At 71.7% G+C, this 26,510-nt stretch carries 23 protein-coding genes and 1 other RNA gene; 12 read left to right on the forward strand and 12 right to left on the reverse strand.

The features are described 5' to 3' along the window. Positions 1-3 precede the first annotated feature (3 nt). Entirely contained in the window at positions 4-1,095 is a 1,092-nt protein-coding gene (gene hisC / locus M1105_RS12595) for a histidinol-phosphate transaminase (protein WP_249580718.1), read from the reverse strand. 515 nt (positions 1,096-1,610) lie between these two features. On the opposite strand from hisC, the gene M1105_RS12600 reads away from it, so the two are divergent. Next, positions 1,611-2,936, forward strand: coding sequence for an ATPase (locus M1105_RS12600; RefSeq protein ID WP_249580719.1), 1,326 nt, complete (start codon positions 1,611-1,613; stop codon positions 2,934-2,936). Between the two features lie 137 nt (positions 2,937-3,073). Here the strand turns inward: M1105_RS12600 and M1105_RS12605 are convergent, their stop codons facing one another. Further along, the gene (locus tag M1105_RS12605; protein WP_249580720.1) at positions 3,074-3,853 is read right to left on the reverse strand and encodes a class I SAM-dependent methyltransferase; all 780 of its coding nucleotides are present in this window, start codon (positions 3,851-3,853) and stop codon (positions 3,074-3,076) included. Positions 3,854-3,956: 103 nt separating this feature from the next. Between M1105_RS12605 and gloB the strand changes: the two genes are divergently transcribed. Continuing rightward, positions 3,957-4,724, forward strand: a complete 768-nt coding sequence (gene gloB, locus M1105_RS12610; RefSeq protein ID WP_249580721.1) for a hydroxyacylglutathione hydrolase — start codon at positions 3,957-3,959, stop codon at positions 4,722-4,724. Between the two features lie 33 nt (positions 4,725-4,757). Here gloB and M1105_RS20965 read toward each other — a convergent pair whose 3' ends face one another. The 4 genes from M1105_RS20965 to M1105_RS12625 all read right to left on the reverse strand — a co-directional run bounded on the left by M1105_RS20965 (position 4,758) and on the right by M1105_RS12625 (position 7,770). Continuing rightward, entirely contained in the window at positions 4,758-5,024 is a 267-nt protein-coding gene (locus M1105_RS20965; RefSeq protein ID WP_406600620.1) for a PfkB family carbohydrate kinase, read from the reverse strand. A 77-nt stretch (positions 5,025-5,101) separates the two neighbouring features. Further along, positions 5,102-5,737: a 2-dehydro-3-deoxy-6-phosphogalactonate aldolase gene (locus M1105_RS12615; RefSeq protein ID WP_249580722.1), complete on the reverse strand. Its 636-nt coding sequence runs from the start codon at positions 5,735-5,737 to the stop codon at positions 5,102-5,104. Then, the gene (locus M1105_RS12620; RefSeq protein ID WP_249580723.1) at positions 5,731-6,633 is read right to left on the reverse strand and encodes a 2-dehydro-3-deoxygalactonokinase; all 903 of its coding nucleotides are present in this window, start codon (positions 6,631-6,633) and stop codon (positions 5,731-5,733) included. The genes M1105_RS12615 and M1105_RS12620 overlap by 7 nt, the downstream gene beginning before the upstream one ends. Before the next feature lie 3 nt (positions 6,634-6,636). Beyond that, positions 6,637-7,770, reverse strand: coding sequence for a TRAP transporter large permease subunit (locus M1105_RS12625; protein ID WP_249580724.1), 1,134 nt, complete (start codon positions 7,768-7,770; stop codon positions 6,637-6,639). A gap of 350 nt (positions 7,771-8,120) precedes the next feature. Here M1105_RS12625 and M1105_RS12630 point away from each other — a divergent pair, with 350 nt between their 5' ends. Continuing rightward, entirely contained in the window at positions 8,121-8,663 is a 543-nt protein-coding gene (locus M1105_RS12630) for a substrate-binding domain-containing protein (RefSeq protein ID WP_249580725.1), read from the forward strand. Here M1105_RS12630 and glgB read toward each other — a convergent pair. The 5 genes from glgB to M1105_RS12655 form a co-directional block, all read right to left on the reverse strand. Then, positions 8,660-10,906: a 1,4-alpha-glucan branching protein GlgB gene (gene glgB / locus M1105_RS12635; protein ID WP_249580726.1), complete on the reverse strand. Its 2,247-nt coding sequence runs from the start codon at positions 10,904-10,906 to the stop codon at positions 8,660-8,662. The two genes, M1105_RS12630 and glgB, sit on opposite strands and share 4 nt — an antisense overlap. Before the next feature lie 90 nt (positions 10,907-10,996). Further along, positions 10,997-11,809: an ABC transporter permease gene (locus M1105_RS12640; protein ID WP_249580727.1), complete on the reverse strand. Its 813-nt coding sequence runs from the start codon at positions 11,807-11,809 to the stop codon at positions 10,997-10,999. Continuing rightward, positions 11,799-12,743, reverse strand: a complete 945-nt coding sequence (locus M1105_RS12645) for an ABC transporter permease (protein ID WP_249580728.1) — start codon at positions 12,741-12,743, stop codon at positions 11,799-11,801. Before M1105_RS12645 ends, M1105_RS12640 begins: the two co-directional genes overlap by 11 nt. Then, positions 12,743-13,735, reverse strand: coding sequence for an ABC transporter ATP-binding protein (locus M1105_RS12650; RefSeq protein WP_249580729.1), 993 nt, complete (start codon positions 13,733-13,735; stop codon positions 12,743-12,745). Before M1105_RS12650 ends, M1105_RS12645 begins: the two co-directional genes overlap by 1 nt. Before the next feature lie 193 nt (positions 13,736-13,928). Then, the gene (locus M1105_RS12655; RefSeq protein ID WP_249580730.1) at positions 13,929-15,086 is read right to left on the reverse strand and encodes an ABC transporter substrate-binding protein; all 1,158 of its coding nucleotides are present in this window, start codon (positions 15,084-15,086) and stop codon (positions 13,929-13,931) included. A 346-nt stretch (positions 15,087-15,432) separates the two neighbouring features. Between M1105_RS12655 and M1105_RS12660 the strand changes: the two genes are divergently transcribed. Further along, positions 15,433-16,221 carry a metallophosphoesterase gene (locus tag M1105_RS12660; protein WP_249580731.1) on the forward strand — a complete coding sequence of 263 codons (789 nt, stop codon included), beginning with the start codon at positions 15,433-15,435 and terminating at the stop codon, positions 16,219-16,221. Positions 16,222-16,247: 26 nt separating this feature from the next. On the opposite strand, the gene M1105_RS12665 is transcribed toward M1105_RS12660, so the two are convergent. Then, on the reverse strand, positions 16,248-17,663 hold the full coding sequence (locus tag M1105_RS12665) for a polysaccharide biosynthesis/export family protein (protein ID WP_249580732.1): 1,416 nt from the start codon (positions 17,661-17,663) through the stop codon (positions 16,248-16,250). 159 nt (positions 17,664-17,822) lie between these two features. Here M1105_RS12665 and M1105_RS12670 point away from each other — a divergent pair, with 159 nt between their 5' ends. From M1105_RS12670 to M1105_RS12705, 8 genes are all read left to right on the forward strand, one after another. Next, a complete protein-coding gene (locus M1105_RS12670) occupies positions 17,823-18,587 on the forward strand; it encodes an N-acetylmuramoyl-L-alanine amidase (RefSeq protein ID WP_249580733.1) in 765 nt (254 codons plus the stop codon). Between the two features lie 31 nt (positions 18,588-18,618). Next, an RNA gene (gene rnpB, locus M1105_RS12675) (RNase P RNA component class A) lies at positions 18,619-19,020 on the forward strand. A gap of 591 nt (positions 19,021-19,611) precedes the next feature. After that, the gene (locus tag M1105_RS12680) at positions 19,612-20,076 is read left to right on the forward strand and encodes a division/cell wall cluster transcriptional repressor MraZ (RefSeq protein WP_249580734.1); all 465 of its coding nucleotides are present in this window, start codon (positions 19,612-19,614) and stop codon (positions 20,074-20,076) included. After that, positions 20,073-21,101: a 16S rRNA (cytosine(1402)-N(4))-methyltransferase RsmH gene (rsmH, locus tag M1105_RS12685; protein WP_249580735.1), complete on the forward strand. Its 1,029-nt coding sequence runs from the start codon at positions 20,073-20,075 to the stop codon at positions 21,099-21,101. The genes M1105_RS12680 and rsmH overlap by 4 nt, the downstream gene beginning before the upstream one ends. After that, on the forward strand, positions 21,098-21,781 hold the full coding sequence (gene ftsL, locus M1105_RS12690) for a cell division protein FtsL (protein WP_249580736.1): 684 nt from the start codon (positions 21,098-21,100) through the stop codon (positions 21,779-21,781). Before rsmH ends, ftsL begins: the two co-directional genes overlap by 4 nt. Further along, positions 21,778-23,514, forward strand: coding sequence for a peptidoglycan D,D-transpeptidase FtsI family protein (locus tag M1105_RS12695; protein WP_249580737.1), 1,737 nt, complete (start codon positions 21,778-21,780; stop codon positions 23,512-23,514). The genes ftsL and M1105_RS12695 overlap by 4 nt, the downstream gene beginning before the upstream one ends. 9 nt (positions 23,515-23,523) lie before the next feature. Further along, positions 23,524-25,062 carry a UDP-N-acetylmuramoyl-L-alanyl-D-glutamate--2,6-diaminopimelate ligase gene (locus M1105_RS12700; RefSeq protein ID WP_249580738.1) on the forward strand — a complete coding sequence of 513 codons (1,539 nt, stop codon included), beginning with the start codon at positions 23,524-23,526 and terminating at the stop codon, positions 25,060-25,062. Beyond that, on the forward strand, positions 25,059-26,510 hold the full coding sequence (locus M1105_RS12705) for a UDP-N-acetylmuramoylalanyl-D-glutamyl-2,6-diaminopimelate--D-alanyl-D-alanine ligase (RefSeq protein ID WP_249580739.1): 1,452 nt from the start codon (positions 25,059-25,061) through the stop codon (positions 26,508-26,510). The genes M1105_RS12700 and M1105_RS12705 overlap by 4 nt, the downstream gene beginning before the upstream one ends.

Genomic DNA, 26,510 nt, shown 5'->3' on the forward strand with positions numbered 1-26,510 from the left:
CGCTCAGTTCCCGGCCCTGAAGGCGCGCATCGCCTCGGCGACGGCGCGGCACGCGGCCTCGTCCCCGACCGAGATGCGCAGGTGCCGGGGCAGGCCGTAGCCCTCCATCCGGCGCACCACGATGCCGCGCCGGTGCAGGTACTCGTCGGCGGCGGGGGCGTTCTCGCCGATCTCGACCAGCAGGAAGTTCGCGAAGGATGGCACCACGGCGAAGCCGGCGCGGTTCAGCTCCTTGGCCAGCCAGTCGCGCCAGACCTCGTTCTGCACGGCGCAATGGGCGACATAGTCGCGGTCGCGGATCGCCGCCTCGCCCGCCGCGAGCGCCGGGGCCGAGACGTTGAACGGCCCGCGCACCCGGTTGAGCACGTCGATCACATGCGCGGGCGCGAAGGCCCAGCCCAGCCGCAGCGCCGCGAGGCCGTGGATCTTCGAGAAGGTGCGCGTCATCACCACGTTCTCGCGCGCCGCGACCAGCGCGATGCCGCCGTCATACCCCTCGTCGCGCACGTATTCGGCGTAGGCGGAATCGAGGACGAGCAACGCCGCCGGCGGCAGCGCGTCCGCGAGGCGACCGAGCGCCGCGCCCTCCACCATCGTCCCGGTCGGGTTGTTGGGGTTCGCGACGAACACGAGTCGCGTGCGCGGCGTGAGCTGGCGGATCAGGGCGTCGATGTCGGTCGTCAGCTCCGTCTCGGGGGCGACGACGGGCGTCGCGCCCGCCGCCAGCGCGGACAGGCGATACATCAGGAAGCCATGCTGCGAGTAGAGCACCTCGTCGCCATGCCCGGCATAGGCCTTGCACAGGAGCGCGATAAGCTCGTCCGACCCCGCGCCGCAGATGATGCGGTCGGGGTCGAGGCCGTGCGCTTCGCCGATCGCGCGGCGCAGCGCCGACGCACCGCCGTCTGGATAGAGCGCGAGCCCCTCGGCCGCGGCAACGAAGGCCGCGCGTGCCGCCGGGCTGGGCCCAAGGGGGTTCTCGTTCGAGCTGAGCTTGATCGTGCGGTTGGCACCCACGGCATGGCTCTTGCCGCCGACATAGGGGGCGATGTCCATGACGCCCTGCCGGGGGCGGATGGTGGGATGTGCGCTCATGAAACCCTGCCCGTCGGTCGACCCACTGATGCCTCAGAGCCCGCATACAGTCTGGCGCGGCGCTTGAGAAGAGGCGGCGGGCGCGCGGGCGCGGGCGAGTCGCGCTGAAACTGCGCGAGTTGCGGCCCGCGACTGCCCGGGCACCGACCCGAACGGGGGCGAGTCCGCCCGAATGCGACGCCGGCAGGCGGTGCGAAGCGCATTCGGGCAATATGAGAAATGATAATTTTTCCAGCATGATATTGGATGATCTTGACACGTTCTTCAAACTTTGGCGAAAATGCGCCTGAGCTGATCCAAAAATGAACATGGTCTGCGTTCAGCTTGAAGTTGCGAACAGTCGCGGGGTGGCGACTCGCCGTGTGGTCTAACGGGAAACGCTCCAGTTCCCGGAAGGGCCGGAGGCGGCAGGATGGCGGCGGGAGAAGCGAGGCTCTCGCCGCCTTTCACGAGGCGCGGGTCCCTGACCCGGTCACCCGGCGGCGCGTCCGAACCAGAAGGGGTAGGGTCCGCCGATGAATCTTGCGTTGAATTTCGAGCATGGCGCCGCCGTCAAGGTCATTCCCGCGCCGCGTGCACCGCAGACTCTGGCCGATACGGGTCTGCCCGAGGGGTTTCTCGTCGAGTTGATGATGAAGACGATCTACCGCCGCGGCCTCGAGCGCGCGAGCGAGATCGCACGGGCCATGTGCCTGCCCGTGAACGTCGTCGAGGGCCTGATTGAGACCGCCAAGGAAACCAAGCTCATCGACACGCTGGGCCAGCTCGGCGCCGCCGTGACGGCCGAGATGCGCTACGCGATGACGTCGAAGGGCCGTGAATGGGCGCTCGATGCCCTGACCCAGAGTGAGTGGGTCGGCCCCGCGCCGGTGCCGGTCGAGCAGTACAACGCGCAGATCCGCGCCCAGTCGATCCGCAACGAGCGCCTGTCCGAGGCCATGCTGCGCCAGGTCTTCGCGCATCTGACGCTGACCGACGCGATGATGGAGGAGGTCGGCCCGGCGGTGAACTCGTTCTCGGCCGTACTGCTCTACGGCCCGCCGGGGAACGGCAAGTCGTCGATCGCCCTCGCGGTCTGCGAGGCCTACCGCGACCACATTTACGTGCCGCACGCGATCCTGGTGGAAAAGCAGGTCATCACCATCTACGACCCGACGGTGCATACGCCGACCGGCGCCGAGGCCGAGGCCGACGGCGGGGCCGGGCTGCGCCGGCATATCGGGTTCGACCCCCGCTACATCCCCTGCAAGCGGCCCTCGATCACCGCGGGTGGCGAGCTCACGGTCGACATGCTCGATCTCAGCTACAACCCCGTGAGCCGCGTCTACGAGGCGCCGATGCAGCTCAAGGCCGCGGGCGGCGTGTTCGTCGTGGACGATTTCGGCCGCCAGCGCGAGACGCCGCAGGCGATCATGAACCGTCTGATCGTCCCGCTCGAGGCCCGCGTCGACTATCTCGCGCTGCAGACCGGGCGCAAGTTCGAGGTGCCCTTCGACAGCCTCGTGGTGTTCTCGACGAACCTCACGCCCAAGACGCTGGTCGACGACGCCGCGCTGCGCCGCATCCGCTACAAGATCTTCGTGGGCCAGCCGGACGAGGCCACCTTCGTTCGGATCTTCGCCCGCACGGCACGGCGCTCGGGGCTCGAGCTCGACGAGCAGACGCTGGGCTTCATCATGAGCGAGCTCTACGGCAAGCACGATGGCGCGGGGTATCACGCCTTCCATCCCCGCTTCCTGTGCGACCAGACGATCGCGATGTGCACCTACCGTGGGATTCCGCCCCAATTCACGCAGGACATCCTCCAGCGTGCATGGCGCAACCTGTTCGTGGAGGAGTGAGCCGCGCCGCCCGGGCGGCGCAGGGGGGTCTGCGCCGCCGCGGCGGGTCCGCTCGAGCCTGAAGCGAGTCAAGGCCTGCAACGACATCGCCGCGCGCGCCCGGACCTTCCGGGCGCGCGTAACGTTTCGGCCGAAGGTCACGGGGCCGGCCGGGAGGCCACGCTCCGCCCCGCGGCGGGCTTGGGACGTGGCGGCGCCAGCCCCTCGAGCACGCGCAGCGGCCGGCGCGCGGTTTCCTTCGCGCCGCTGGTCGGGGGGATGTAGACGAGCTTCGTCGCCTCGACCATCACGACGCCCGCGAGGCGCTCGGCATCGAGGCGCGAGCCGATCCGCTCCATCGCCGGTGCCAGCCGCAGCCAAAAGCGCCGGTGCGAGGGCGGGTGGAACAGCGCCCCGCCATGGCTCTCGGCGGCGAAGCGGTGCTGGGCCAGCGTGCGCTCGAGCTGGCTGACCGAATAGGGGCGGCCATAGCCGAAGGGCGTCACGTCCCGCCGCGCCCACAGCCCGGCGCGGTTCGGCACGATGAACACCGCGCGCCCCCCCGGGGCGAGCACCCGCCAGATCTCCTCGAGCAGCGCCTGCGGCCGCTCGCAAGTCTCGAGCCCGTGCACCACGACGAGGCGGTCGACGAAGCCGTTCGGCAGCGGCCAGAGCGTCTCCTCGATCAGGGCTGCGTGGTTCGGCCCCTCGTCCGGCCAGGGGCAGACGCCCTGTTGCGCGGGCATCAGGCACAGCACCCGCCCCGAGCGCTCGACGAACGGCCGCAGGAATGGCGCCGCGAAGCCGAAGCCCACCACCGTCATGCCGCGCGTGTCGGGCCACAGCGTCGCGAGCCGGTCGCGCAGGCCGCGCTGCACCATCCGCCCGAGCGGCGTACTGTGGTAGAACTTGCGCAGGTCGACGACGTCGAGATGCATGGCTCCGGCGGTGGTGGCGCTGCATGTGCGGCCGGCGTTGCGCTGGCCGGCCAACGGGCTAGTGTTGCGGCCCCGAGCCTGAAGCAAGCCGAGGAGCTGTGCAATGCCTGTCGAGATCGTCACCGTCCCCTGCCGCGCCGACAATTATGCCTACCTGATCCGCGACACGGCGAGCGGGCAGGTCGCGCTGGTCGACGCGCCGGACGCCGACCCGATCGAGAAGGCGCTGGCCGATCGGGGCTGGGGGCTCGACCAGATCTGGATCACCCATCATCACGGCGATCATACCGAAGCGGTCGAACGGCTGCGCGAGCGCCATGGCGCGACGGTGGTGGGCAACGCGGCCGACCGGGCGCGGCTGCCGCGGCTCGATCGCGAGCTTTCCGAGGGCGAGACCGTGACGCTCGGGAAGACGGTCGCGCGGGTGATCGACGTGTCGGGGCACACCATCGGGCATGTCGCCTATGTGATCGACGAGGTGCCCGCGGCCTTCACCGCCGACAGCCTGATGGCGCTGGGCTGCGGGCGGGTGTTCGAGGGCACGATGCCGATGATGTGGGCGTCGCTCGGCAAGCTCATGGCGCTGCCGGGCGAGACGCGGATCTATTCGGGGCACAATTACGGGGCCGCGAACGGGCGCTTCGCCCTGACCATCGAGCCCGGGAACGCGGCGCTCAAGGCACGCATCGAGCGCATCCGCGAGGCCGACGCGGCAGACGAGCCGATCGTGCCGGTCACGCTGGCCGAGGAGCTGGAGACGAACCCCTTCCTGCGCGCGGGCCTGCCCGAGGTGAAGGCCGCGCTCGGGATGGCGAGCGCGTCGGACGCCGAGGCCTTCGCCGAGATCCGTCGCCGCAAGGACCGTTTCTGATGCGGGGCAGGTTGGGGCGCGACCCATCTCGGCTCATCCGGACCGCGTGAGCCGTGTTTGCCCGCCGCTCCAAGTGCGCGCGGCAGTACGCGGACGCGTGCCCTGCGCGGGCCCGAGCTGCGGTAAATAGCCTGGTCGGCGCTCGGGATCACGCGCGACGGCCGCAGCGTTGACGCCTTCGCGCGCCCAGAGCGCCATCAGCCCCTCGGCGAAACCTCCGGAACCGACGCGGCTGGCGATGCCGCTGGTCGTGCCAGGCCGGGCCGCAGCGATGGCGACGTTCGAGGCGTCGGCCCCCAACCCCTCGAGCTATTGGCCGCCACCCGGAGGGTCGAGCCCGGCCGGCGGCTCGCCGAGGCAGGGGATCGCGGGCGCGCTCATCCGCGGGCCTGCGGCCCTCGCGCGGCCTCGACGAGGCTGCGGGCTTCCTCGGCCACCTCGCCCGCCGGGCGGCCGGGCTTGTAGAGCGCCGAGCCGATGCCCACGCCGTCCACCCCCGCCGCGAGGAAGGCCGCGAGGTTCGCCGCGCCCACGCCGCCCGTGACGACCAGCCGGCAGGCCGCGGGCAGCACCGCGCGCAACGCTCCCACCACCTTGGGCGAGATCGCGTCGCCGGGGAACAGCTTGAGCGCGTCCGCGCCCGCATCGAGGGCGGCGAAGGCCTCGCTGGGCGTGAACACCCCCGGCACCGAGATCAGCCCCGCGCGCCGCGTCGCCGCCACCACCTCGGCGTTGAAGTTGGGCGAGACGACGAGGCGCCCGCCCGCGTCGGCCACGCGCGCGGCCTCCTCGGGCCGCAGCACGGTGCCGGCGCCGACCAGCGCCCGGTCGCCGAAGGCGCGGGCGAGGCGGCGGATGCTGCCATAGGGCTCGGGCGAGTTGAGCGGGACTTCGAGGATCACGATCCCGGCCTCGACCAGGGCGCGGCCCACGGGTTCGGCCTCGGGCGGCGTGATGCCGCGCAGGATGGCGAGGAGCGGCATCTGGTCGATTGCGGCGTCGAGGGTCAGCATCGGTCGTCTCCTGTCACGAGGCCCGCGGCGCGGGCGATGGTCCATAGGCCCCGCGCGGCGCAATCCCCGGGCGCGATGGTCGCGTCGCGGCCCGGGGTTGCGAGGGCGAGGGCATAATGGCGGGCGAGTGCGGGCGTGGCCACGATCTCGACGGGGCCGTGCTCCGGCGCGGATGCCACCTCGGCGCCGATCAGCAGGCCGGACAGGAAGCCGCGCGCCGCGCCGGCGTCGAGCGTTCCGCAGAGCACGCGCGCCCGGATCGAGAAAAGCGCGTCGAGAAGCGCGCCGGGCCGGGCGAGGCGCAGGGCGGCGGCGAGCCCATCGTCGAAGCCCGCCATGTCGCCGTCCTCGCCCGCAATGGTGTCGGCAAGGATCGTATGCGCGGCGAGCGCGGCGAAGACCTCGCCCGTCATTGCCGTGCGAAGCCCGCCGATGCGACCCGCGCCCACGCGCAGCCATTTCGAATGGCTGCCGGGCATCAGCAGCACGCGCACCCGGTCGAGCCCCGCGCCCACGGCCTGTGTCTCCTCGCCGCGCATCACGTCGGGCGTGCCGTCGCGGTCAATCCGCACGCCCGGCACGATAAGGAGGCGGCCGGGCGCGTCCACCGGCGCGAGCGCGCGGGCAAGGTCGTCCGCCGTCACGCCCCCGGCCGTGCCGTCCAGATAGGACGCCTCGCGCCAGCCGGTGCGGGCGCCAACCATCCCCGCCATCAACACCGGCAGCCGCTCGGGCCAGCCGGCGCTGAGCGCCGCGAGCGCGGCGGGAAAGCCGCCCGGCGGCAGGGCGCGCAGGCCGTGCGGCGCCTCGCGCGCCTCGACCACCCCGCCCGCGCGGTCGATCAGGTAGCCGCGCAGGCGGGTGGTGCCCCAGTCGATGCCGATGAGGGCGCCCATCGATCAGTGATTGTTGCGCGGCGGCACCTTGGCCGCGATGCGCTGGCAGGCGACGGCGGGCTTGAGCACCATGCCCTGCGCGAGCTGGTCGACGCACCCGCGCTGCATCTCCTGCCACGGGGTCTGCGAGGGCGGGAAGTAGAAGCCGCCGGCGTCCTCCAGCGCGGTGCGCCGGGCCGCCCACTCGGTCTCGAGGACCAGCGCATCGACCCGGCCGCGGTCCAGACCGACCCGCAGCCGGTCGCCGGTGCAGAGCAGCGCAAGCCCCCCGTCCGCCGCCGCCTCGGGCGAGGCGTTTAGGATCCAGGACAAGCCGGTGCTGCCCGCCGGGCGCCGGTTGCCGCTGCTGGGACGCTCACTCCCGCCCTGCCGCAGCAGGTGGTCGGGCGCACGCATGTCCGCCACCTCGGCCGCGCCGGGATGGCCGATGCGGCCGGTGCCGCGCATGACAAGGATCACGCCCGCATCGACGGCGAGCGCGGGGTCATCGATCCGTTCATGGAACTCCCCGGGCCCATCGAAAACGCCGGCGCGGCCCTCGAAGGCCTCGCGGCTGGCGGGGTCCCAGAGATGGCGCGCGCGGAATTCGGGCGTGATGGTCGCGATCTTCATGATCTCAGCGTCGAACAGGTTGCCGGTGAGCACCCGGCAGCCTCTACCCTGCCTGAGCCGTGCCGAGAAGGGGCGGATCACCTCGGCGTTCGCAGGGGGGCTGTCGGGCTCGGTCGCGGCCGAGGGGTCGAGCCGGCGGTGGATCAGCGCATCGGCGACATGGAAGCCTGCCAGCATGAGGCCGGGGAGGAAGGCCCCGGTGAACAGGTCGCCCATCGGGACACTCGCCGTCAGCCCATAGATGATCGGCACGACCGAGGGTGGAACCATGGTGCCGGGCGGGCCGCCCGCGCAGATGATACTGATTGCGGGCCGCCGGTCATGGCCCTGCCGCAGCATCTGTGGCAGAGCGATTTGCCCAAGCAGCACGACCTCGCCCCCGATGATGCCGCTTAGCGCGGCGAGGATGATCGCCCGCACCGCCACTGCGCCCCTCAGGCGCCCGCCCATCAGCCGCATCGCGTCGAACAGATCGCGCGCGATCCGCCGGCCCGAGCAGGTCCCGGACGCCCTCCGCGCGCGCATCGAGTCCGCGATCCGGGCGCTCAACGATCTGCCCTACCCGCAGGTGCAGGGGCTGGCCTCGGGCCGGTCGAACGTCGTGGGCGTGATCCTTCCCAGCCTCACGAGCAGCGTCCATGCCGAGGTGATCCAGGGCGTCTACGATCGCAACGAGGGCTCGGGCTACAAGGTCCAGATCGGCAACACGCGCTATGCGGTCGAGGAGGAGGACCGGCTGGTGCAGCTCTTTGCCGGCCAGCGCCCGGCGGCGATGCTGCTGACGGGGTTCGAGCAGTCGGCGGCGCCGCAGGCGTTCCTCAAGTGCGCGGGCTTCCGGGTGATGCGGATCATGGCATGGGGCGCGGGCGATCGACATGCTGATCGGCACCTCGCATCGCGCGGCGTGGCAGGCGGTGGCCCGGCACCTGATCGCCCGGGGCTATCGCCGCATCGGCTTCGTCGGCGCGCGGATGGACCCGCGGATGCTGCGCATGCGCGAGGGGTGCCGTGCGGCGCTGGAGGCCGCAGGGCTCTGTGCGGGCGCGCGCGACATCGCCACCGAGGCACCGTCGAGCGTGACGCTTGGGCGCGAGCTTGCGGCAGCGGTGCTGGCGGCGGACCCCGCGACGGACGCGATCTTCTGCGCCAATGACGACCTTGCGCTGGGCGTGCTGTTCGAGTGCATGGCGCGCGGCATCGCGGTGCCGGGGCGGATGGAAATCGTCGCCTTCAACGATCTCGAGATGATGGCGGCGGCGGTGCCGGCCATCACCAGCATGCGGATCGCGCGCTACCGCATGGGCTTCGAGGCGATCGGGATGCTGCTGGATCGACTCGATGGCCGCAGGCCGGCGCGGCTCCGGGTCGATCCCGGCTTCGAACTGATCGAACGGGCGAGCATGGCGCGGACGCCCTAGCCCGGCACATGCTCGAGGATCAGCGTGGCAAGCGGCGGCAGGGTGAGGCTGGCCGAGCAGGGCAGGCCATGCGAGGGCTCGGCCAGCGCCTCGACCGCGCCCATGTTGCCGAGCCCCGCCCCGCCATAGTCGCGGGCGTCGGTGTTGAGACGCTCGGCCCAGTGGCCGGGCCGCGGCAGGCCGATCCGCCAGTTCTCGCGCGGCACGGGGGTGAGGTTCGCGACGACCGCGACCGGCGGCGTTCCGGGCTCGCCGTATCTGAGCCAGGCGAGGACGGATTGCTCGGACGCCGCCCCGTCGATCCACTGGAAGCCGTCGGCCCGCGCGTCGCGCTGGTGCAGCGCGGGCGCGGCGCGGTAGAGCCGGTTGAGGTCGGCCACCAGCCGCCGCGCGCCGGCATGCAGCGGGTCCGAGAGCGCGCCCCAGTCGAGGCCCGCGTCGTGGTCCCACTCGGCCGCCTGCCCGAACTCCGAGCCCATGAACAGGAGCTTCTTGCCCGGGTGTCCCCACATGAAGCCGTAATAGGCCCGCAGGTTCGCGAATTTCTGCCAGCGGTCGCCCGGCATGCGGCCGAGGATCGAGCCCTTGCCATGCACCACCTCGTCATGGCTGAGCGGCAGGATGAAGCGCTCGGAGAAGGCGTAGTGCAGGCCGAAGGTCATCCGGTCGTGGTGCCATCGGCGATGCACCGGGTCCTCGGCCATGTAGGCCAGCGTGTCGTTCATCCAGCCCATGTTCCACTTGTAGCCGAAGCCGAGGCCGCCCTCGGCCTCGGGGGCGGTGACGCCGGGCCAGGCGGTCGATTCCTCGGCGATGGTGAGCGCGCCGGGCACACGCGCGGCGACGGTCGCGTTCACACAGCGCAGGAAGTCGATGGCCTCGAGGTTCTCGCGCCCGCCATGGATGTTGGGGACCCATTGGCCCGCAGCGCGCGAATAGTCGCGGTAGAGCATCGAGGCCACGGCGTCGACGCGCAGGCCGTCGACATGGTGCGCCTCGAGCCAGTAGAGCGCGTTGGCGATGAGGAAATTCGCGACCTCGCGCCGGCCATAATTGTAGATCAGCGTGTTCCAATCGGGGTGGAAGCCCTCGCGCGGGTCGGCATGCTCGTAGAGGTGGGTGCCGTCGAAGCGCGCGAGGCCGTGCGGGTCGGCCGGGAAGTGCCCCGGCACCCAGTCGAGGATGAGGCCGAGCCCCGCGTCGTGGCAGGCTTCGACAAAGCGGCGGAACCCCGCCACGTCGCCATGCCGCGCGGTCGGGGCGTAGAGACCGACCGGCTGGTAGCCCCACGAGCCGTCGAAGGGGTGCTCCGAGATCGGCATCAGTTCGAGATGGCTGAAGCCCATGCCGATCGCATAGGGCACGAGCTCGGTGGCGAGGCTCTCCCAGTCGGCGAAGCCCGTTCCCGGCGCGCGGCGCCACGAGGCGGCGTGGACCTCGTAGATCGACACGGGCGCGGCCACGTCGGCGCGCGCCGCGCGGGCGGCCATCCATTCGCCGTCGCGCCAGTCATACCCGCGCAGGTCGCGCACCACCGATGCCGTGGCGGGACGCAGTTCGGCCCCGAAGCCCACGGGGTCGGATTTGAGCGGAAGGAGCCGTCCGTCGGTGTCGAGGATCTCGAACATGTAGCGCATGCCCGCCTCGACGCCGGGCAGGAAGATCTCCCACACTCCGCTCGCGCCGAGGTGCCGCATGACATGGCGCCGCCCGTCCCAGCCGTTGAAATCGCCCACCACCGAGACGCGCCCCGCATTGGGCGCCCAGACGGCGAAGGCGGTTCCCTGCACCCCCAGATGGGAAATCGTGCGGGCGCCGAGCGAGGTCCAGAGCCGCAGATGCGTGCCTTCCCCGATGAAATGCAGGTCCTGCTCGCCCAAAGTCGGCGGGAAGCGGTGGGGCGGATCCTCGATCCATGTGTCGGGCCCGCGCCGCGCACGCAGGCGCCAGTCGGCGGGCGGGGCCGCGAGATGGGCGGCAAAGACGCCTGCCGAAGGGCCGGGTGCGAGGGTCGCAATGGGAGTGCCGTCGGGGGTGATCGCCTCGACGGTCTCGGCGCCGGGCAGGTAGGCGCGCAGCACGAAGCTGTCATCGACGGCATGCAGCCCGAGCAGTGCGAAGGGCGCGCGATGCGTGCCCGCGACAATCGCGGCGGCTTCGGCGGAGGGGATCAGGGCGGCGGGATCGGGGCGGGTGCGGGCGATGACGGGCTCCCTGCGGGGCGTTCGGGGCGCGCGAGCCATGGACCCTACCGGACTTGACGGGCCGGGGCTCGGGCGCGCTGCTCGGACTGAGTTTAGGGTTTTGCGCCGCCGATGCAAACCGGGCGGGGCCTACTTGCCCTGACCCGCTACATGCTCGCCGTCGCGGGTGAGGTAGTAGGCCGCGAGGATTGGCAGGAAGGTCACCAGCACCACCGCCACCGCCACCACGTTGGTGACCGGGCGCTGGCGCGGGCGCACCAGCTCCTCCAGCATCCAGATCGGCAGGGTCTGCTGCTGCCCGGCGGTGAAGGTCGTCACGATCACCTCGTCGAAACTGAGCGCGAAGGCGAGCATTCCCCCGGCAAGCAGCGCGCTGCCGATATTGGGCAGGACAACGTGACGGAAGGTCTGGAACCCGTCGGCGCCAAGGTCCATCGACGCCTCGATCAGCGAGCCCGAGAGCCGCCGGAAGCGCGCGACCGCGTTGTTGTAGACCACGACGACGCAAAAGGTCGCGTGGCCCAGGATGATGGTCCAGGTCGAGAACGGGATCTCGGCGATCGAGAAGGCGGACCTCAGCGCGATGCCGGTGATGATGCCCGGCAGCGCGATCGGCAGGATGACCAGCAGGGACACCGTCTCGCGCCCGAAGAAGCGCGAGCGCGACACGGCCGCCGCGCAGAGCGTGCCGAGCACCAGCGCGATCGCGGTCGAGACCGCCGCGACCTTGAGCGAGAGCCCCAGCGCCGCCCAGACGTCCGGCCGACCCCAGGCGACGGCAAACCATTTCAGCGTCAGGCCCGGCGGCGGGAACTGGTAGCTCTTGTCCTCGGTGGTGAAGGCATAGAGGAAGATCAGCAGGATCGGCAGGTGCAGGAACGCAAGCCCCCCCGCCGCCGCGAGCGTGAGGCCAAGAGGCGCGCGGCGTCCGTCAGAGCGCATCGAAGGCCCCCTGACGCTTTGCCATCCACAGGTAGACGCCCATGATGACGATCGGCACCACGGTAAAGGCCGCGGCCAGCGGGATGTTCCCCGCCGTGCCCTGATGGGCATAGACCGCCTGCCCGATGAACAGCCGCGACGAGCCCACGATCTGCGGGATGATGTAGTCGCCCAGCGTGAGCGAGAAGGTGAAGATCGAGCCCGCCACCACGCCGGGCAGCGCCAGCGGCAGGATCACGGTGGCAAGCGCTTGGCCGGGCGTGGCGCCGAGGTCGCCCGAGGCCTCGATGAGCGAGGCGGGGACACGCTCGAGCGCCGCCTGCATCGGCAGGATCATGAAGGGCAGCCAGACATAGAGGAACACTAGGAAGGTGCCGATGTAGCTCACCGACAGCGAAGTGCCCCCGATCACCGGGACGGAAAGCAGCAGCTCCAGCACCGGCATCAGCCCCAGCCCGTCGAGGATGTAGGTGAGGATCCCCTCCTTCGCGAGGATCAGTTTCCAAGCATAGACCTTGACCAGATAGCTCGACCAGAGCGGCAGCATCACGCCCAGATAGAACAGCGCCTTCCACCGTCCCCGCGCATAGCGCGCCGCGAAATAGGCGATCGGAAAGGCGAGGATCGCGGCCGCGACCGTCACGGCGGCGGCCATCGTCACGGTGCGGATGATGATGTCGAAATTCGCCGGGCGCAGCAGCTCGCCATAGGTCTTGAGCGTGAGCTCTCGCACGATCAGGCCCGAGAACTCGTCGATCGAGAAGAAGCTTTGCAGGAGGAGCGCGAACAGCGAGCCGAGATAGACGATGCCGAGCCACAGCATCGGCGGCGTCAGCATCAGGAACAGGGTGAGGCCCGGACGGCGCCACAGCGCGTCGGCGGTGCGGGCGGCGAGGCCCGGGCGGGGGGCGGCGAGGGCTGCGGGCGCGGCCATCAGCCAGCCTCCATCGGGTGGAGGGCGGCCGGGTCCCAGTCGAGCCCCACCGCCTCGCCCGGCGTGGGGGCGGGGCGCCCCGCGGGCAGCAGCGCCGCGAGCGTCGCCCCCTCGACCGCCACGCCGATGCGGGTGGCGGCTCCCAGATAACGCAGCCCGGCGACCGTGCCGGAGACCCGTCCCGCACCGGGCGCGGTGAGGCGCAGCGCCTCGGGCCGCAGGCTCGCCCAGGCCTCGGGGCCGCCCAGCGCGCGCGTGAGTGCGGGCGGCAGCACGTTCGACGATCCCACGAAATCGGCGACGAAGCGGGTGCGGGGCCGGTCGTAGATCTGCTGCGGCGTGCCGACCTGCACGATCCGGCCCTCGTTGAACACGGCGACCCGGTCGGCCATCGACAGCGCCTCGCCCTGGTCGTGGGTGACGAAGACGAAGGTGATGCCGAGGCTTTGCTGGAGAGCCTTCAGCTCCTCCTGCATCTGCTCGCGGAGCTTGAGGTCGAGCGCGCCCAAGGGCTCGTCGAGCAGCAGCACCCGGGGGCGGTTCACCAGCGCGCGCGCGAGCGCCACGCGCTGGCGCTGCCCGCCCGAGAGCGCCGCCGGGCGGCGCGCGCCATAGCCCGCGAGCTTGACCATCGCGAGTGCCTCCTCGGCCCGGGCATGGCGTTCGGCGCGCGGGACCTTCCGCACCATCAGCCCATAGGCGACGTTGTCCAGCACGTTCAGGTGCGGGAACAGCGCGTAGTCCTGGAACACCGTGTTGACGTTGCGCCGGTAGGGCGGCACGCCCTCGGCAGTCTCGCCGAAGATCTCGATATGGCCCGCGCTCGGCTGCTCGAAGCCGGCGATGAGGCGCAGGCAGGTGGTCTTGCCCGAGCCCGAGGGGCCGAGCATGCCGAAGAACTCGCCCTCGGCAATGTCGAGGTCGACCGCGTCGACGGCGCGGACAGGGCCGAAATGGCGCGAGACCTGTCGGAAGAGGACGGCTGTGGTCATGGCGCTCCGGGCGGCAGGGATGCGCGCCCCGGGTGTGATCCGGGGCCACGATGGGGATCGCGAGGCCCCGGTTCGGGCCCGGGGCAGCGGGGAGCAGGGGCCGGAGCCACCTGCGGGAGGCCCCGGGTCACGCCCGGGGCTGTGCAGATCGACGCCGGCGCCGGATCCGGCAAGCCCCGGGTTGCGTGGTGTCTCAGCGCCCGCCGATCACGCCGATATAGTCCGACACCCAGCGGTAATAGGGGACGCAGGTGCCCTGGCTCGCGCAGTTCGACACTGGCGTGGTCCAGAAGCGGATCTTCTCGAAATCCTCCATCCCGTTCGTCTTGCAGCCCTCGGCGGTCTGCATGCCGCGCCCGTCGGTGCAGGCGGCCGGCACGCTGGGGTTGGCGCCGAACCAGACCGAGAGATCGCTTTGCAGATTCGAGCTGAGCGTGTGCTCCATCCACATGTAGGCGCAGTTGGGGTGGGCCGCGTCGGCATGCATCATGGTGGTGTCGGCCCAGCCGGTCGCGCCCTCGGCCGGAATGGTCGAGGCGATGGGCTGGCCTTCCGAGGCCAGCAGGTTGACCTGGAACGGCCACGAGCCCGAGGCGACCACGCCCTCGTTCTTGAAGTCGTCGATCTGGATGAAGGCGTCGTGCCAGTAGCGGCTGACCAGCTTGCGCTGCTGGCGCAAGAGGTCGAGCGCGGCGGCATACTGCGCCTCGTTCAGCTCGTAGGGGCTCGTGATGCCGAGGTCGGGCTTGTGCGCCATCAGGTAGAGCGCGGCGTCTGCGATGTGGATCGGGCCGTCATAGGCCTGCACGCGCCCGGCATTCGGCTTGCCGTCGGGCAGGTCCATCGGCTCGAACACGACGTTCCAGCTGGTCGGCGCCTCGGGGAACACGTTGGCGTTGTACATCAGCACGTTCGGGCCCCACATGTAGGGCGTGCCGTAATGCACGCCGCCCACCGTGTGCCATGGCGCGCTCTCGAGCCGCGGGTCGAGCGTGGCCCAGCTCGGGATCAGCGTGGGGTTGACGGGCTGCACCCGCTTGCCGGCGATCAGCCTGAGCGAGGCATCGCCCGAGGCGGTGACGAGGTCGAAGCCCCCTTCGTTCATCAGCGCCACCATCTCGTCCGAGGTGTTGGCGGTCTTGACGTTCACCTTGCAGCCGGTCGCCGCCTCGAACTTCGTCACCCAGTCGAAGGACTTGTCGGTCTCGCCGCGCTCGATGTAGCCGGGCCAGGCGACGATATCGACCTGCCCCTCGCCGGGGCCCAGGGCCTGGAGCATCTCGGCCGCGCCGGCCGGGATGGTGAGCGCGAGCGCGATCACCGCCGCGCAGCTTGCCGTCAAACGTGTCATGTCGTGCTCTCCCCGGAGCGTCTTGTCGTTGTTGCGCGGCCCCCCTGGCCGCCGGCGCGAAGTATGCGCCGCGGTGTTCGCGTTGAGGAACAGAAAAATCACCGCCCGGAACCTTGCCGTCCAAAACGTGAGCCTGCCGGACCAGAAGGCGGCCAGGCCGCTTCGGACGACCGCCCGGCGCGTGCTCGGAGCCGGGCGCTTGCACGGGCCGCGCGCCTGCACCCATATTGCCGCCGTGGCGGCCAGCTTGCGGCCGCGCGGAACCTTGGGGGGGCTTGACTTCCCGCCCGCCCGCCCGCAGGGCAGGGGATGGGTGGCTGTCGCTGCGGCCTGAGCGGATGAGCGCATGGTTTTCGGACTGATCGACAGGTTGAAGGGGCGCCGGGCGCCTGCGCCGATCGTCTCGGTGCCCAACGTCGCCGGCCGGATCTACGCCATCGGCGACGTTCATGGCGCGGCCGAGCTGCTCGAGCGGATGGTCGCCCGGATCCTGGCCGAGTGCCGCGCCGACGGGCAGCGCGCGACCCTGGTGATGATGGGCGACTACATCGATCGCGGCGATTCCAGCCGCGCCGCGCTCGACCTCGTGGCGAGCCTCGACGAGGCCGCGGAACTCGACCCGATCCTGCTGCGCGGCAATCACGAGGCGATGCTGCTCGACTTCATCGAGGGCCGCGCCAGCGCCACCCGATGGTTGCAGTTCGGCGGCCTGCAGACGTTGCTCAGCTATGGGGTCGGGGGCCTCGGAGCGATCGGCGCTGGCCGGGGCGACGCGGCCGAGCGGGACCTGCGCGCGGCGCTGACCGAGGCGATGGGCCCCCATCTCGGCCTGCTGCGCGGCCTTGCGTCCAGCCACCAGTCGGGGAACGTGCTGTTCGCCCATGCCGGGGCGCATCCCGACCTGCCCTTCGAGCTTCAGCCCGAGCGCGCGCTGATATGGGGTGCGCCTGACTTCCTCGATCGCCCCCGGGCCGATGGCCGCTGGGTGGTCCACGGCCACTACGTGGTCGATGCGCCGCAGGCGGCGGACAGCCGCATCGCCATCGACACTGGCGCCTATTTCTCGCAGCGCCTCACCGCCGTCCGGCTGGACGGCGGGCGGCTCGATTTCCTGACCGAGGCCCTCGACGGCTGACGCGCGCGCCGGGGCCGCGGCCCGCGTCAGTTGTTCGCCACGTTCGCGGCCTGCAGGAAGATCTGCGGCAGGATCTGGCTGATCACCCGGTTCCACGAGGTGATCGGCTGCTCGGCGACAAAGACGACATCGTTGGGGTGCATCTCGAGGCGGGTCGCCGCGGCGAGGTTGACCGCGTTCTCGGCGTCGAGATGGTAGGCCACCAGCTTGCCCGCGAGGCGCGGGTCGCTGGCCACCCGGATCACGTAGATCTCGGAGAAGTCGGCGGTCTCGATCTCGAGGCCCTGCACATCCTTGTGGAACATCACCTCGGCGAGGCTCGCCTTGCGCTCGAACGGCAGGGCCACACGCTGTGCCCGCCGCACCTCGCCGGTGACATAGGCATAGGGCTGCTCGGCCGCGCCCAGCTCGAGCCGCTTCTCGAAGATCGCGCGCTCGGCGGCCAGGCGCTCGAGCTCGTTGCTCTGGACCTGCGAGATGACGTTGGTCATGGTCAGCGCGCTCTGGGTCTGCTGGATCTGCGTCTGGCGCAGGGCGAGCTGCTGGTCGAAGAAGAGCTGGGCGGCGGTTTCGCTGAACTCCGATATCACCTGCACGCTGTCGCCGTCCCTGAGCACGACCTGGCGGACGGCGGGGTCGGACAGGAAGCGCTCGCCGGCGATCTGATAGACCTCGTTGCCGCGGAACAGCTGGACCTTTGCGACCGAGGGATCGCTCACCTTGAGCCCACCCGCCGCCTGGATCGCCTCGTGCAGGTGCAGCGGCGTCAGGGTGATCGGCACGAGCTGGGGCGAGGCCACCTCGCCGCCCACCGCGATGCGTTGCGAGTTGAACTCGGCCACCTCGAGCGAGAAGGACGGGTCGATCCCCGCGCCCACCAGCGCGCGGAAGATCGCCGCCTCGGCGTCCGGCGTGGTGAGGCCGCCGATCTGCACGCGGCCGACATCGGGAATCGCGATGCTGCCGTCGTCCTGCACGACATAGCCCTGGCGCTTGGCCTGCGCGTTGATCAGCGCCGGCAGGTCATTGAGCGACGCCGAGGCGTTCACCGACAGCAGCACCACGTCGGCGGGGCCGATCCGGTAGGGTTGCGGCGCCTCGATCGGCGGGAAGCGGTCGGCGATGAAGGCGGGCCGGCGTTCCGGCAGGAACTGCGGCTCGGGCGGCGGGACCAGGTTCTCGGGCAGCGAGGTGCGGACCGCGTTGCGCGTGCGCTCGGCTACGCCGGGCTGGAAGGCCATCGGCAGCCGCTCGGGCACGTAGGGCACGAGATTGGCGGCGCGGGCGCTTTCCTCGGTCAGGCGGACGACCTCGACATCGTAGTCCGTCCCCGATGCCTGGCCCAGCGGCGAGCCGTCGCGCACCTGGGGCGCGGTATAGACCACGCCGCATCCCGCCATGCCCAGGGCGAGCATGACCGGCACCAATCCCCGCATCGCCATCGGCGTCTCCCCCACCTCGCAAGGATGAACTTCCCTCGCTAACGTCCTAGCATCGGGCTTGGTTCGGGTTAAGCGCGAAATCGCGCGCCTGATTCGGGGGCGATCTTTGCGCGGGCGGCGTGACCTCGATGTCACGGCGGGATGAGAGCGAGAACGATGATGGCAGGCGCCGGAGCGGCCGTCCCGGAGTGGCGGCCCAGCCCCAATCACGGGACGCGGCGGGGCGGCGCGCGGCCGGACATGGTTGTGCTCCACTACACCGGCATGACCGACTGCGCCGCCGCGATCGAGCGGCTGTGCGACCCGTCGGCCGAGGTCAGCGCGCATTACGCGATCGACCTCGGCGGTCGCGTCCTTGCCCTGGTCCCCGAGGAAGCGCGGGCCTGGCATGCTGGCGTCGCCGGCTGGGGCGGCGTCTCGGATGTCAATTCGCACTCGATCGGCATCGAGATCGTCAACCCCGGCCACGAGCTCGGCTATCCGCCCTTCGCCGAGCCGCAGATGGCCGCGCTCGAGCGGCTGCTGGGCGACATCGTCGCGCGGCACGCCATCCGGCCCGAGCGCGTGCTGGGCCACGCCTGCGTCGCGCCCGGCCGCAAGCGCGATCCGGGCGAGAAGTTCGACTGGCGCCGGCTCGCGCTGCTGGGACTTTCCATCTGGCTCGACCCCGCGCCCGGCCCCGACGGCAACCTGCCCGCCGATGCCGAGGCGTTCCGGCGGGAAGCGCGGCGCTTCGGTTACCCGGTCGCGGCGGGGCAGGGATGGGATGCCGCATTGCTGGCGGTGTGGCAGGCCTTCGCCATGCGCTTCCTGCCGGCGGCGGCGGCCGCGCATGCCGCGCCGACCCGCGCCGGGCTGCGCCATCTCGAGCGGCTGGCCGCACGCTGGCCGGCCGCCGCCGCCGGGCAGGCCGAGGCGGATTGACGTGCGCCCCGCGCCCGCTTACCTGAGGGATGCGGGCGATCGGATGGCCGCGCCGCCGCGCGAGCGGGGGTGAGGAAAGTCCGGGCTCCACGGAGGAACGGTGCCGGGTAACGCCCGGCGGAGGAGGGGCTCCGGTCCCGAACTCCAGGGAAAGCGCCACAGAGATCAGACCGCCTCGGCTGCGGCCGCGGCAAGGGTGAAACGGCGAGGTAAGAGCTCACCGCATCCCCGGCAACGGGGATGGCACGGCAAGCCCCACCGGGAGCAAGGTCAGATAGGGACGACAGGGGCCTCGGCGCCCCGGGGCCGCCTCCGGCCCGTCGTCCGGGTAGACCGCACGAGGCCGCGGGCGACCGCGGTCCCAGATGAATGGCCATCGCCACGCGCCCAAGGGCGTGCGGCACAGAACCCGGCTTACGGATCGCCCGCACCGATCCTTCTTCTGCTCCCCCGCATCGCGGACGCGCTGGCTGCGCGGGCGGTCGATTCCAATTCCTCCCCATCTTGTCGGCAAGGCGGGATTCGCCCCCAGTGAACGGTGTCTTGCATTCCCGAATCGGCTGATTCATCCTCGCTTTGCCGTTCTTCACCATTCCGCAGGCGAGGATATGGCAATTTGTTCTTTATATGTTCGCATTTATACCGTGTTTCTGGGTCAAGTGGGGGTGTTTAGGGATAAATTGGGAGAATTATCCTTGTATAGGATGTCGCGCGCGGTTATAAAAATCTTACGAAGGCGGGGGAGACCGGAAAACAGGCGCCGCGAACTTCGGCAACGACAAGACCACGGATGGCAGGCGCGTCAGACGAGCAGGACAGACAGGCAAGAGCGACTGACGAGCGAGGGACGCGGGGCGGACGTGGTGGCCAAGGGCCCTGTCCGCCCCGTTGCGTTAGGGCAGGGCCCCGCGGCCGTATCCGGTCCGCGGGCCGGATGACGAAAGGGCCGCGGGGGCGGCCCGGATGACGGCGGGGCGGCGATCGCCGCCCCGGGGCGCGCGGTCGGAACGGGATGGCGTGGGCGATGCCGACGGTCTTTTCAGGCACTCATCCCCACAAGGTCGAGCCCCGGGGCAGGGTCTCGATCCCGGCGGAGTTTCGCCGCGTGCTGCGCGAGGCCGAGGCAAGCGAGATCTACCTCGTGCCGCAGCTGCGCTACGATGGCGCGCACATGTTCTTCACCGAGCGTGGCCTTCGGTCGTATATCCGCACCTTCGACGCGATGGACATCGACGCCGAGAAGCAGGCCGCCATCGACGGGATGATCACCGGCGAGGCGCGCGCGCTCGTGATCGACGATCTCGGCCGCATCGTGATCCCAGAGGAATGCCGCCTTCAGATCGGTGTCACGACCGATTGCGTCTTCGTCGGCGGCGGCTCGTATTTCGAGATGTGGGAGCCCTCTGCCCATGCCGAACACCGCCGGGCCCAGCGCGAGCTGGCGCGCGGCATCATTCGCGCCAACCGCATCACGGAGCTGCCGATATGAGCGCGGCCGCGGCCGCCATGTCCCCGCCACATGTCCCGGTGCTGCTCGGTCCGGTCCTCGAGGCGCTGGCGCCGGTCGCGGGCGGCGTGTTCCTGGACGGAACCTTCGGCGCGGGCGGCTACACGCGGGCGCTGCTGGATGCCGGCGCCCGGCGCGTGATCGCGATCGACCGCGACCCCACCGCGATCCGTGCCGGTCAGCGCCTGATGGCCGAGACCGGCGGGCGGCTCACGCTGGTTGAGGGGACCTTCGGCGCGCTCGACGCGATCGCGGCGGCGGAAGGGGTTTCTGGCCTTGATGGCGTGGTGCTCGACATCGGCGTGTCGTCGATGCAGCTCGACCAGGCGGCGCGGGGCTTCTCGTACCTGCGCGATGGCCCGCTCGACATGCGCATGGGCGACGAGGGCCCGACGGCCGCGGACATCGTCAACCGCGCGCCAGAGGGCCAAATCGCCGACATTCTCTATGGCTTCGGAGAGGAGCGCGCCTCGCGCCGGATCGCGCGCGCCATCGTCGCCGCGCGTGCCGAGGCGCCGATCGAGCGGACTGCGCGCCTCGCGGGCATCGTCGCGGGCTGCCTGCCCCGCCCGAAGCCCGGTCAGCCGCATGCCGCGACCCGCAGCTTCCAGGCGTTGCGGATCGCGGTGAACGACGAACTCGGCGAGCTTGTGCGCGCGCTCGCGGCGGCCGAGCGCGCGCTGGTGCCCGGCGGGCGGCTTGCGGTCGTGACGTTCCATTCGCTCGAGGACCGCATCGTCAAGCGCTACCTCGCTGCCGCTTCGGGGCGCACGGGACAGGGCTCGCGCCACGCGCCCGCCCGCGAGCTGGCCCCGCCGCGCTTCGAGCGCCCCGCCAAGGCGGTCGAGCCGGATGCCGCGGAACTCGCGGCCAATCCGCGCGCGCGCTCGGCGCGGCTTCGGGCGGCCCGGCGCACGGCCGCGGCCACGGTGCCGCTCGCGCCCGGCGATCTCGGCCTGCCCGAGGCGCCTACGGCCGCCGCCCTGTTCGGGGGGCGCGGGTCATGAAGCGCCTGCTCGCCGCGCTCTCGGTCCTTGCGGTGGTCGCGATCGCGGCCTGGACCTATGACATCAATTATCGCACCAAGAACGCGCTGCGCGAGGTCGACCGCCTGCGGGCCGAGATCGCGATGCAGCACGAGACCCGGCAGGTGCTGCGCGTCGAATGGGCCTATCTCAACCGTCCCGAGCGCCTCAAGCGCCTGGTCCAGATGCACGACGATCGCCTGCACCTGGTCCCGATCGGCCCGGATCGCTTCGGCGACGTGGCAAGCGTGCCCTTCCCGCCGCCGCCCGAGATGGACCCCGTTGCCGCGGCCCTCGCCGCGGCGACCGCCGCAGGCGCCTTCATTCCCCCGCCGGTCACCACGGGCGTGAGTGCGGCCGCAGCGGCGGCCGAGCGTCTCGATGGCGGCATGGCCTTCTTTCCCGTGATGCTTGCGGCCGGCGCGGCGGCGGAGAGCGAGCCGCTCGCCGCGCCGGCAATGAAGCAGGCTTCCATGGACGCAACCGCCGCACCGGCGGAGCGCCGCGACGGCGGCGCGGGTGCGCGCGACGCGGAGGCAGGCGCGCCTGCGCCCGCGGTCGGCATGGCCGCTGAACCCGCTGTCGCGGCGCTCGCCGAGACGCCGGCACCGGACGGCCCCGTGGCCCCCGTCCCGCCGCGCAGGCCGGGGGCGCTGCCGTGACGGACTTCGCCGCACCCGCGCATCGGCGCCAGACGGGCGCGCCCGCGCGCACCGGCCGGGCGACGGCCCGGCCACGCGACGACTGGCGGCTGATGCTGGTCGTCGCGGTCTTCGTGCTCTGCTACGGCGCGGTCGCCGCGCGGATGGGCACGATGGCGCTGCTCGATCCCGAGGAGCCGCGCCTTGCGAGCTTTGGCGGAGCCGAGCCCGTGCGCGGCGAGATCGTCGACCGCAACGGCGCGCTGATCGCGGCAAACCTTCCGGCCTGGTCTCTCTATGCCCACCCCGCCGAGTTGAAGGACCCGCTCGCCACCTCGCAGGAACTGGCCGGGATCTTCCCGGACATGACCGCGGCCGAAATTGCCCGGCTCCTGACCTCGAAGAACGATTTCGTCTGGGTCCGCCGGCCGATCACGCCGCGCCAGAAGGCTGAGGTGCAGGATCTCGGCCGCCCGGGCCTGTTCTTCGGCGCGCGCGACATGCGCATCTATCCCGCAGGGCGCGCGGCGGCCCACATCGTCGGCGGCGTGCGCGCCCAGAGCGAGGGCGTGCGCCACGCCGAACTGGTCGGCTCGGGCGGCATCGAGCGGTTCTTCGACGACCGGCTGCGCGACCCCGCGCGCGCGGGCCAGCCGCTGGCCCTGTCGATCGACCTGGGCGCGCAGCAGGCGATGCGCGAGGTGCTGTCGGCCGAGATCGCGCGGCTGAACGCCAGGGGAGCGACCGGGATCGTCATGAACGTGCGGACGGGCGAGCTGATCACGCTGGTCTCGCTCCCCGATTTCGACCCGAACCTGCGGCCGCTCGCATCCGACGGGCGGGGCGCGGCGAACCCGCGCTTCAACCGCGCGGTGCAGGGGGTCTACGAGCTTGGCTCGGTATTCAAGGTGCTGACGGCGGCGATGGCGCTCGAACTTGGCATCGCGACGCCGGACACGATGATCGAGACGGGCACGCCGGTCGCGATCGGGCGCAACACCATCCGCGACATGCACCGCATGCCCGACACCCTCAGCCTCACCGACATCGTGGTCCGCTCGTCCAACACCGGCACGACGCGGCTGGCGCTGAAGATCGGCGGCGAGCGGATGCGCGGCTTCCTCGGCCGGCTGGGGATGTTCGACCCGCTGCCGGTCGAGATTTCCGAAGCCGCCCGGGCAAAGCCGCTGCGCCCGCCGCGCTGGGCCGACATCTCGACGGCGACGATCTCGTTCGGGCATGGGCTGTCGGTGTCGCCGATGCATTTCGCGGCGGCGCTGGCAACCCTCGCGAATGGCGGGCAGAAGGTCACGCCCACGCTGATCCGCGGCGGCAATGCGCCGGGCGAGCGCGTGTTCTCGGAGCGCACGTCGCGCGAGATGATGGCGATCCTGCGCGAGGTGGTGCTGCGCGGCACCGGGCGGCGCACCAACATCGAAGGGTACGAGGTCGGCGGCAAGACCGGCACCGCCGACAAGCCGCGCCAGGACGGGCGCGGCTACGAGAAGGACAAGGTGATCGCCACCTTCGCGGCGGTTTTCCCGACATCGGCGCCTGCCTATGTGATGGTCATCTCGCTCGACGAGCCGGAGGACCGCTCGGGACCCCGGCCGATCCGCGAGGCGAGCCGCACCGCCGTGCCCGCGACCGCCGAGGCCATTCGCCGGATCGCGCCGCTTCTGGGCCTGCGGCCGCGGGGCGGGCGGGTGACGGCCGAGCTCACGGCCATCCCCGCCGCCATGGCCGGCAACTGAGGAGAGAGGATGTCCGCCGCCGATCAGACCGCGCAGCGCACGCTCGAGGGGCTCGGGCTTCTCGCGCTGGCCGTGACGGGGCCGGCCCCCGACCCCGCGGCGCCGGTTGCGGGCATCGCCGTGGACAGCCGCGAGGTGCGCGAGGGCTTCGTCTTCGTCGCGGTGCCGGGCGTGAAGCGGGACGGCGCCACCTTCGGGCAGTTCGCGGTGCGGCAGGGCGCCGCCGCGGTGGTGGCGACGCCCGCGGGCGCCGAGGTGATCCGCGACGATCTGGGCGGCCTGCCCGTGCCGGTGTTCCTGACCGACGAGCCGCGCGCATGGCTGTCGCGCCTCGCCGCTGCCTTCCACGGCCGCCAGCCCGCGGTGATGGCGGCGGTGACGGGGACGAACGGCAAGACATCGACCGCGCATTTCCTGCGCGAGATCTGGGCGCATGCGGGGCTGGCGGCCGCCGCCATCGGCACCACGGGCGTCGAGGGCGAGGGCTTTGCCGAGCCGGGCAGCCACACCACGCCCGAGCCCGTGGCGCTGCATGCGCTGCTGGCGCGGTTGGCGGACAAGGGCTGCACGCATGCCGTGATGGAGGCGTCCTCGCACGGGCTGGCGCAGCACCGGCTGGATGGCGTGCGGCTGACGGCGGCGGCGCTGACGCACATCACCCGTGACCATCTGGACTACCACGCGAGCTTCGAGGACTACGTGGCGGCCAAGCTGCGCCTCTTCGGCGCGGTACTGCCCGAGGGGGCGGCGGCGGTGCTCAACATCGACGACCCGGCTTTCGCGCAGGCGCGGCGGATCGCCGAGGCGCGCGGGCAGCGGGTGATCGCGACCGGCCGCGCGGCGGGGGCGGATCTGAGGATCGGCGCCGCGCGCTTCCATGCGGGTGGCCAGACGGTGGTGTTCCACTGGGCGGGCGCCGAGCACCGTGTGGACCTGCGGCTGGTGGGCGATTTCCAGGCCGAGAACGTGGCCACGGCGGCGGCGCTGGCGATGGGGACCGGCGTCGATGCCCAGACGGTGTTCGCGGCACTGCCCGGTCTCAGCGGCGTGCGCGGGCGGATGCAGCTTTCGGCGCGGCGGGCGAACGGCGCCTCGGTCTATGTCGATTACGCGCACACGCCGGATGCGCTCGCCTCGGCGCTGAAGGCGCTGAGGCCGCATTGCGCGGGCAACCTTGTCGTCGTGTTCGGTGCGGGAGGCGATCGCGACCGCGGCAAGCGCCCGCTGATGGGCGAGGCGGCCGCGCGCCATGCCGACCAGGTGATCGTGACCGACGACAACCCGCGCTCCGAGCCCCCCGCGGCGATCCGGCGTGCGGTCCTCGCGGGCTGCCCGCAGGCCAACGAAATCGGCGAGCGGGCGGCGGCGATCCTCGCCGGCGTCGATGCGCTGCGCGGCCCGGGCGATTGCCTGCTGGTCGCCGGCAAGGGGCATGAGCAGGGGCAGGAGGTGGCGGGCCGCATCCTGCCCTTCGACGACGTGGCGCAGGCGGCGGCCTCGGTTGCCGCGCTCGACGGGGCCGAGGCCGCGCTGGGGGGTGGCCGGTGAGCGCGTATCTTTGGACCGCCGCCGATGCCGCCGCGGCAACAGGCGGCGAGGCACGCGGGCGCTGGCAGGGGGTCGGCGGCGTCTCGATCGACACCCGCTCGATCGTGCCGGGCGAGCTGTTCGTGGCGCTGACGGGCGAGAACCGCGACGGGCACGACTTCGTGGCCGACGCGCTGACGCGCGGCGCGGGCGCGGCGCTGGTTAGCCGGGTGCCCGACGGCGTCGCGCCCGATGCGCCGCTGCTGGTGGTGGGCGACACGCTAGAGGGGCTGCGGGCGCTGGGCGCGGCGGCGCGGGCGCGCAGCCGGGCGCGCGTGATCGCGGTCACCGGCTCGGTCGGCAAGACCTCGACCAAGGAGATGCTGCGCGCCATGCTGGCCGCGCAGGGTCGCGTGCATGCCGCCGAAAAGAGCTTCAACAACCACTGGGGCGTGCCGCTAACGCTGGCGCGCATGGCGCCGGACACCGATTTCGCGGTGATCGAGATCGGCATGAACCATGCGGGCGAGATCACGCCGCTCACGCGCCTCGCCCGGCCGCATGTCGCGATCGTGACGACCGTCGAGCCGGTGCATCTCGAGCATCTGGGCTCGATCGAGGCGATCGCGGACGCCAAGGCCGAGATCTTCGCCGGGATCGAGCCCGGCGGCGTGGCCGTCCTGCCGCTCGACAACGCGCATTACGGGCGGCTCGCGGCGCAGATCAGGGCGGCGCGGCCGGTCACCTTCGGGCGTGCGGCGGCGGCCGATTTCCGGCTGGACGAGGCGCGCATCGCCGGCGGTGCCACGGTGGTCCGCGCGCATGCACGCGAGCAGGCGCTGACCTTCAAGATCGGCGCGCCGGGGGTGCATTTCGCCGGCAACGCGCTGGCCGCGCTGGCCGCGGTCGAGGCCGTGGGCGGCGACATCGTGCGCGCGGCCATGGCGCTGGGTCAGTGGGGCGCGCCCGAGGGGCGGGGGCATCGCTGGAGCATCCGGCTGGGGCCGGGCGGCCTCGATGGCGCGGTGACGCTGATCGACGAGAGCTACAACGCGAACCCCGCCTCGATGCGCGCGGCGCTCGCCGTGCTTGCCGCGGCCGAGCCCGAGGACGGGGTGGGCCGCGTGTCGCGCGGGCGCCGGATCGCCTTTCTCGGCGACATGCTGGAACTGGGCCCCGAGGAGGCGCGCCACCACGCCGACCTGGCGCGCGCGCCCGAGATGGCGGGCGTCGATCTCGTTCACTGCTGTGGTCCGCGGATGCGCGCGCTGTGGGAGGCGCTGACGCGCGAGCGGCGCGGCGAGTGGTTCGAGGACAGCGCCGGCCTTGCCGAGAAGGCGCGCAGGACGGTTGACGCGGGGGACGTCTGCATGGTCAAGGGCTCGCTCGGCGCCCGGATGAGCCGGGTGGTCGAGGCGCTGAAGGGCCTCGGCCGCGCCGTCGACGCGCAGGCGCGCGAGGAGGAATGA

The sequence above is a fragment of the Thermohalobaculum sediminis genome (assembly GCF_023487995.1).
GTDB classification, from domain to species: domain Bacteria; phylum Pseudomonadota; class Alphaproteobacteria; order Rhodobacterales; family Rhodobacteraceae; genus Thermohalobaculum; species Thermohalobaculum sediminis.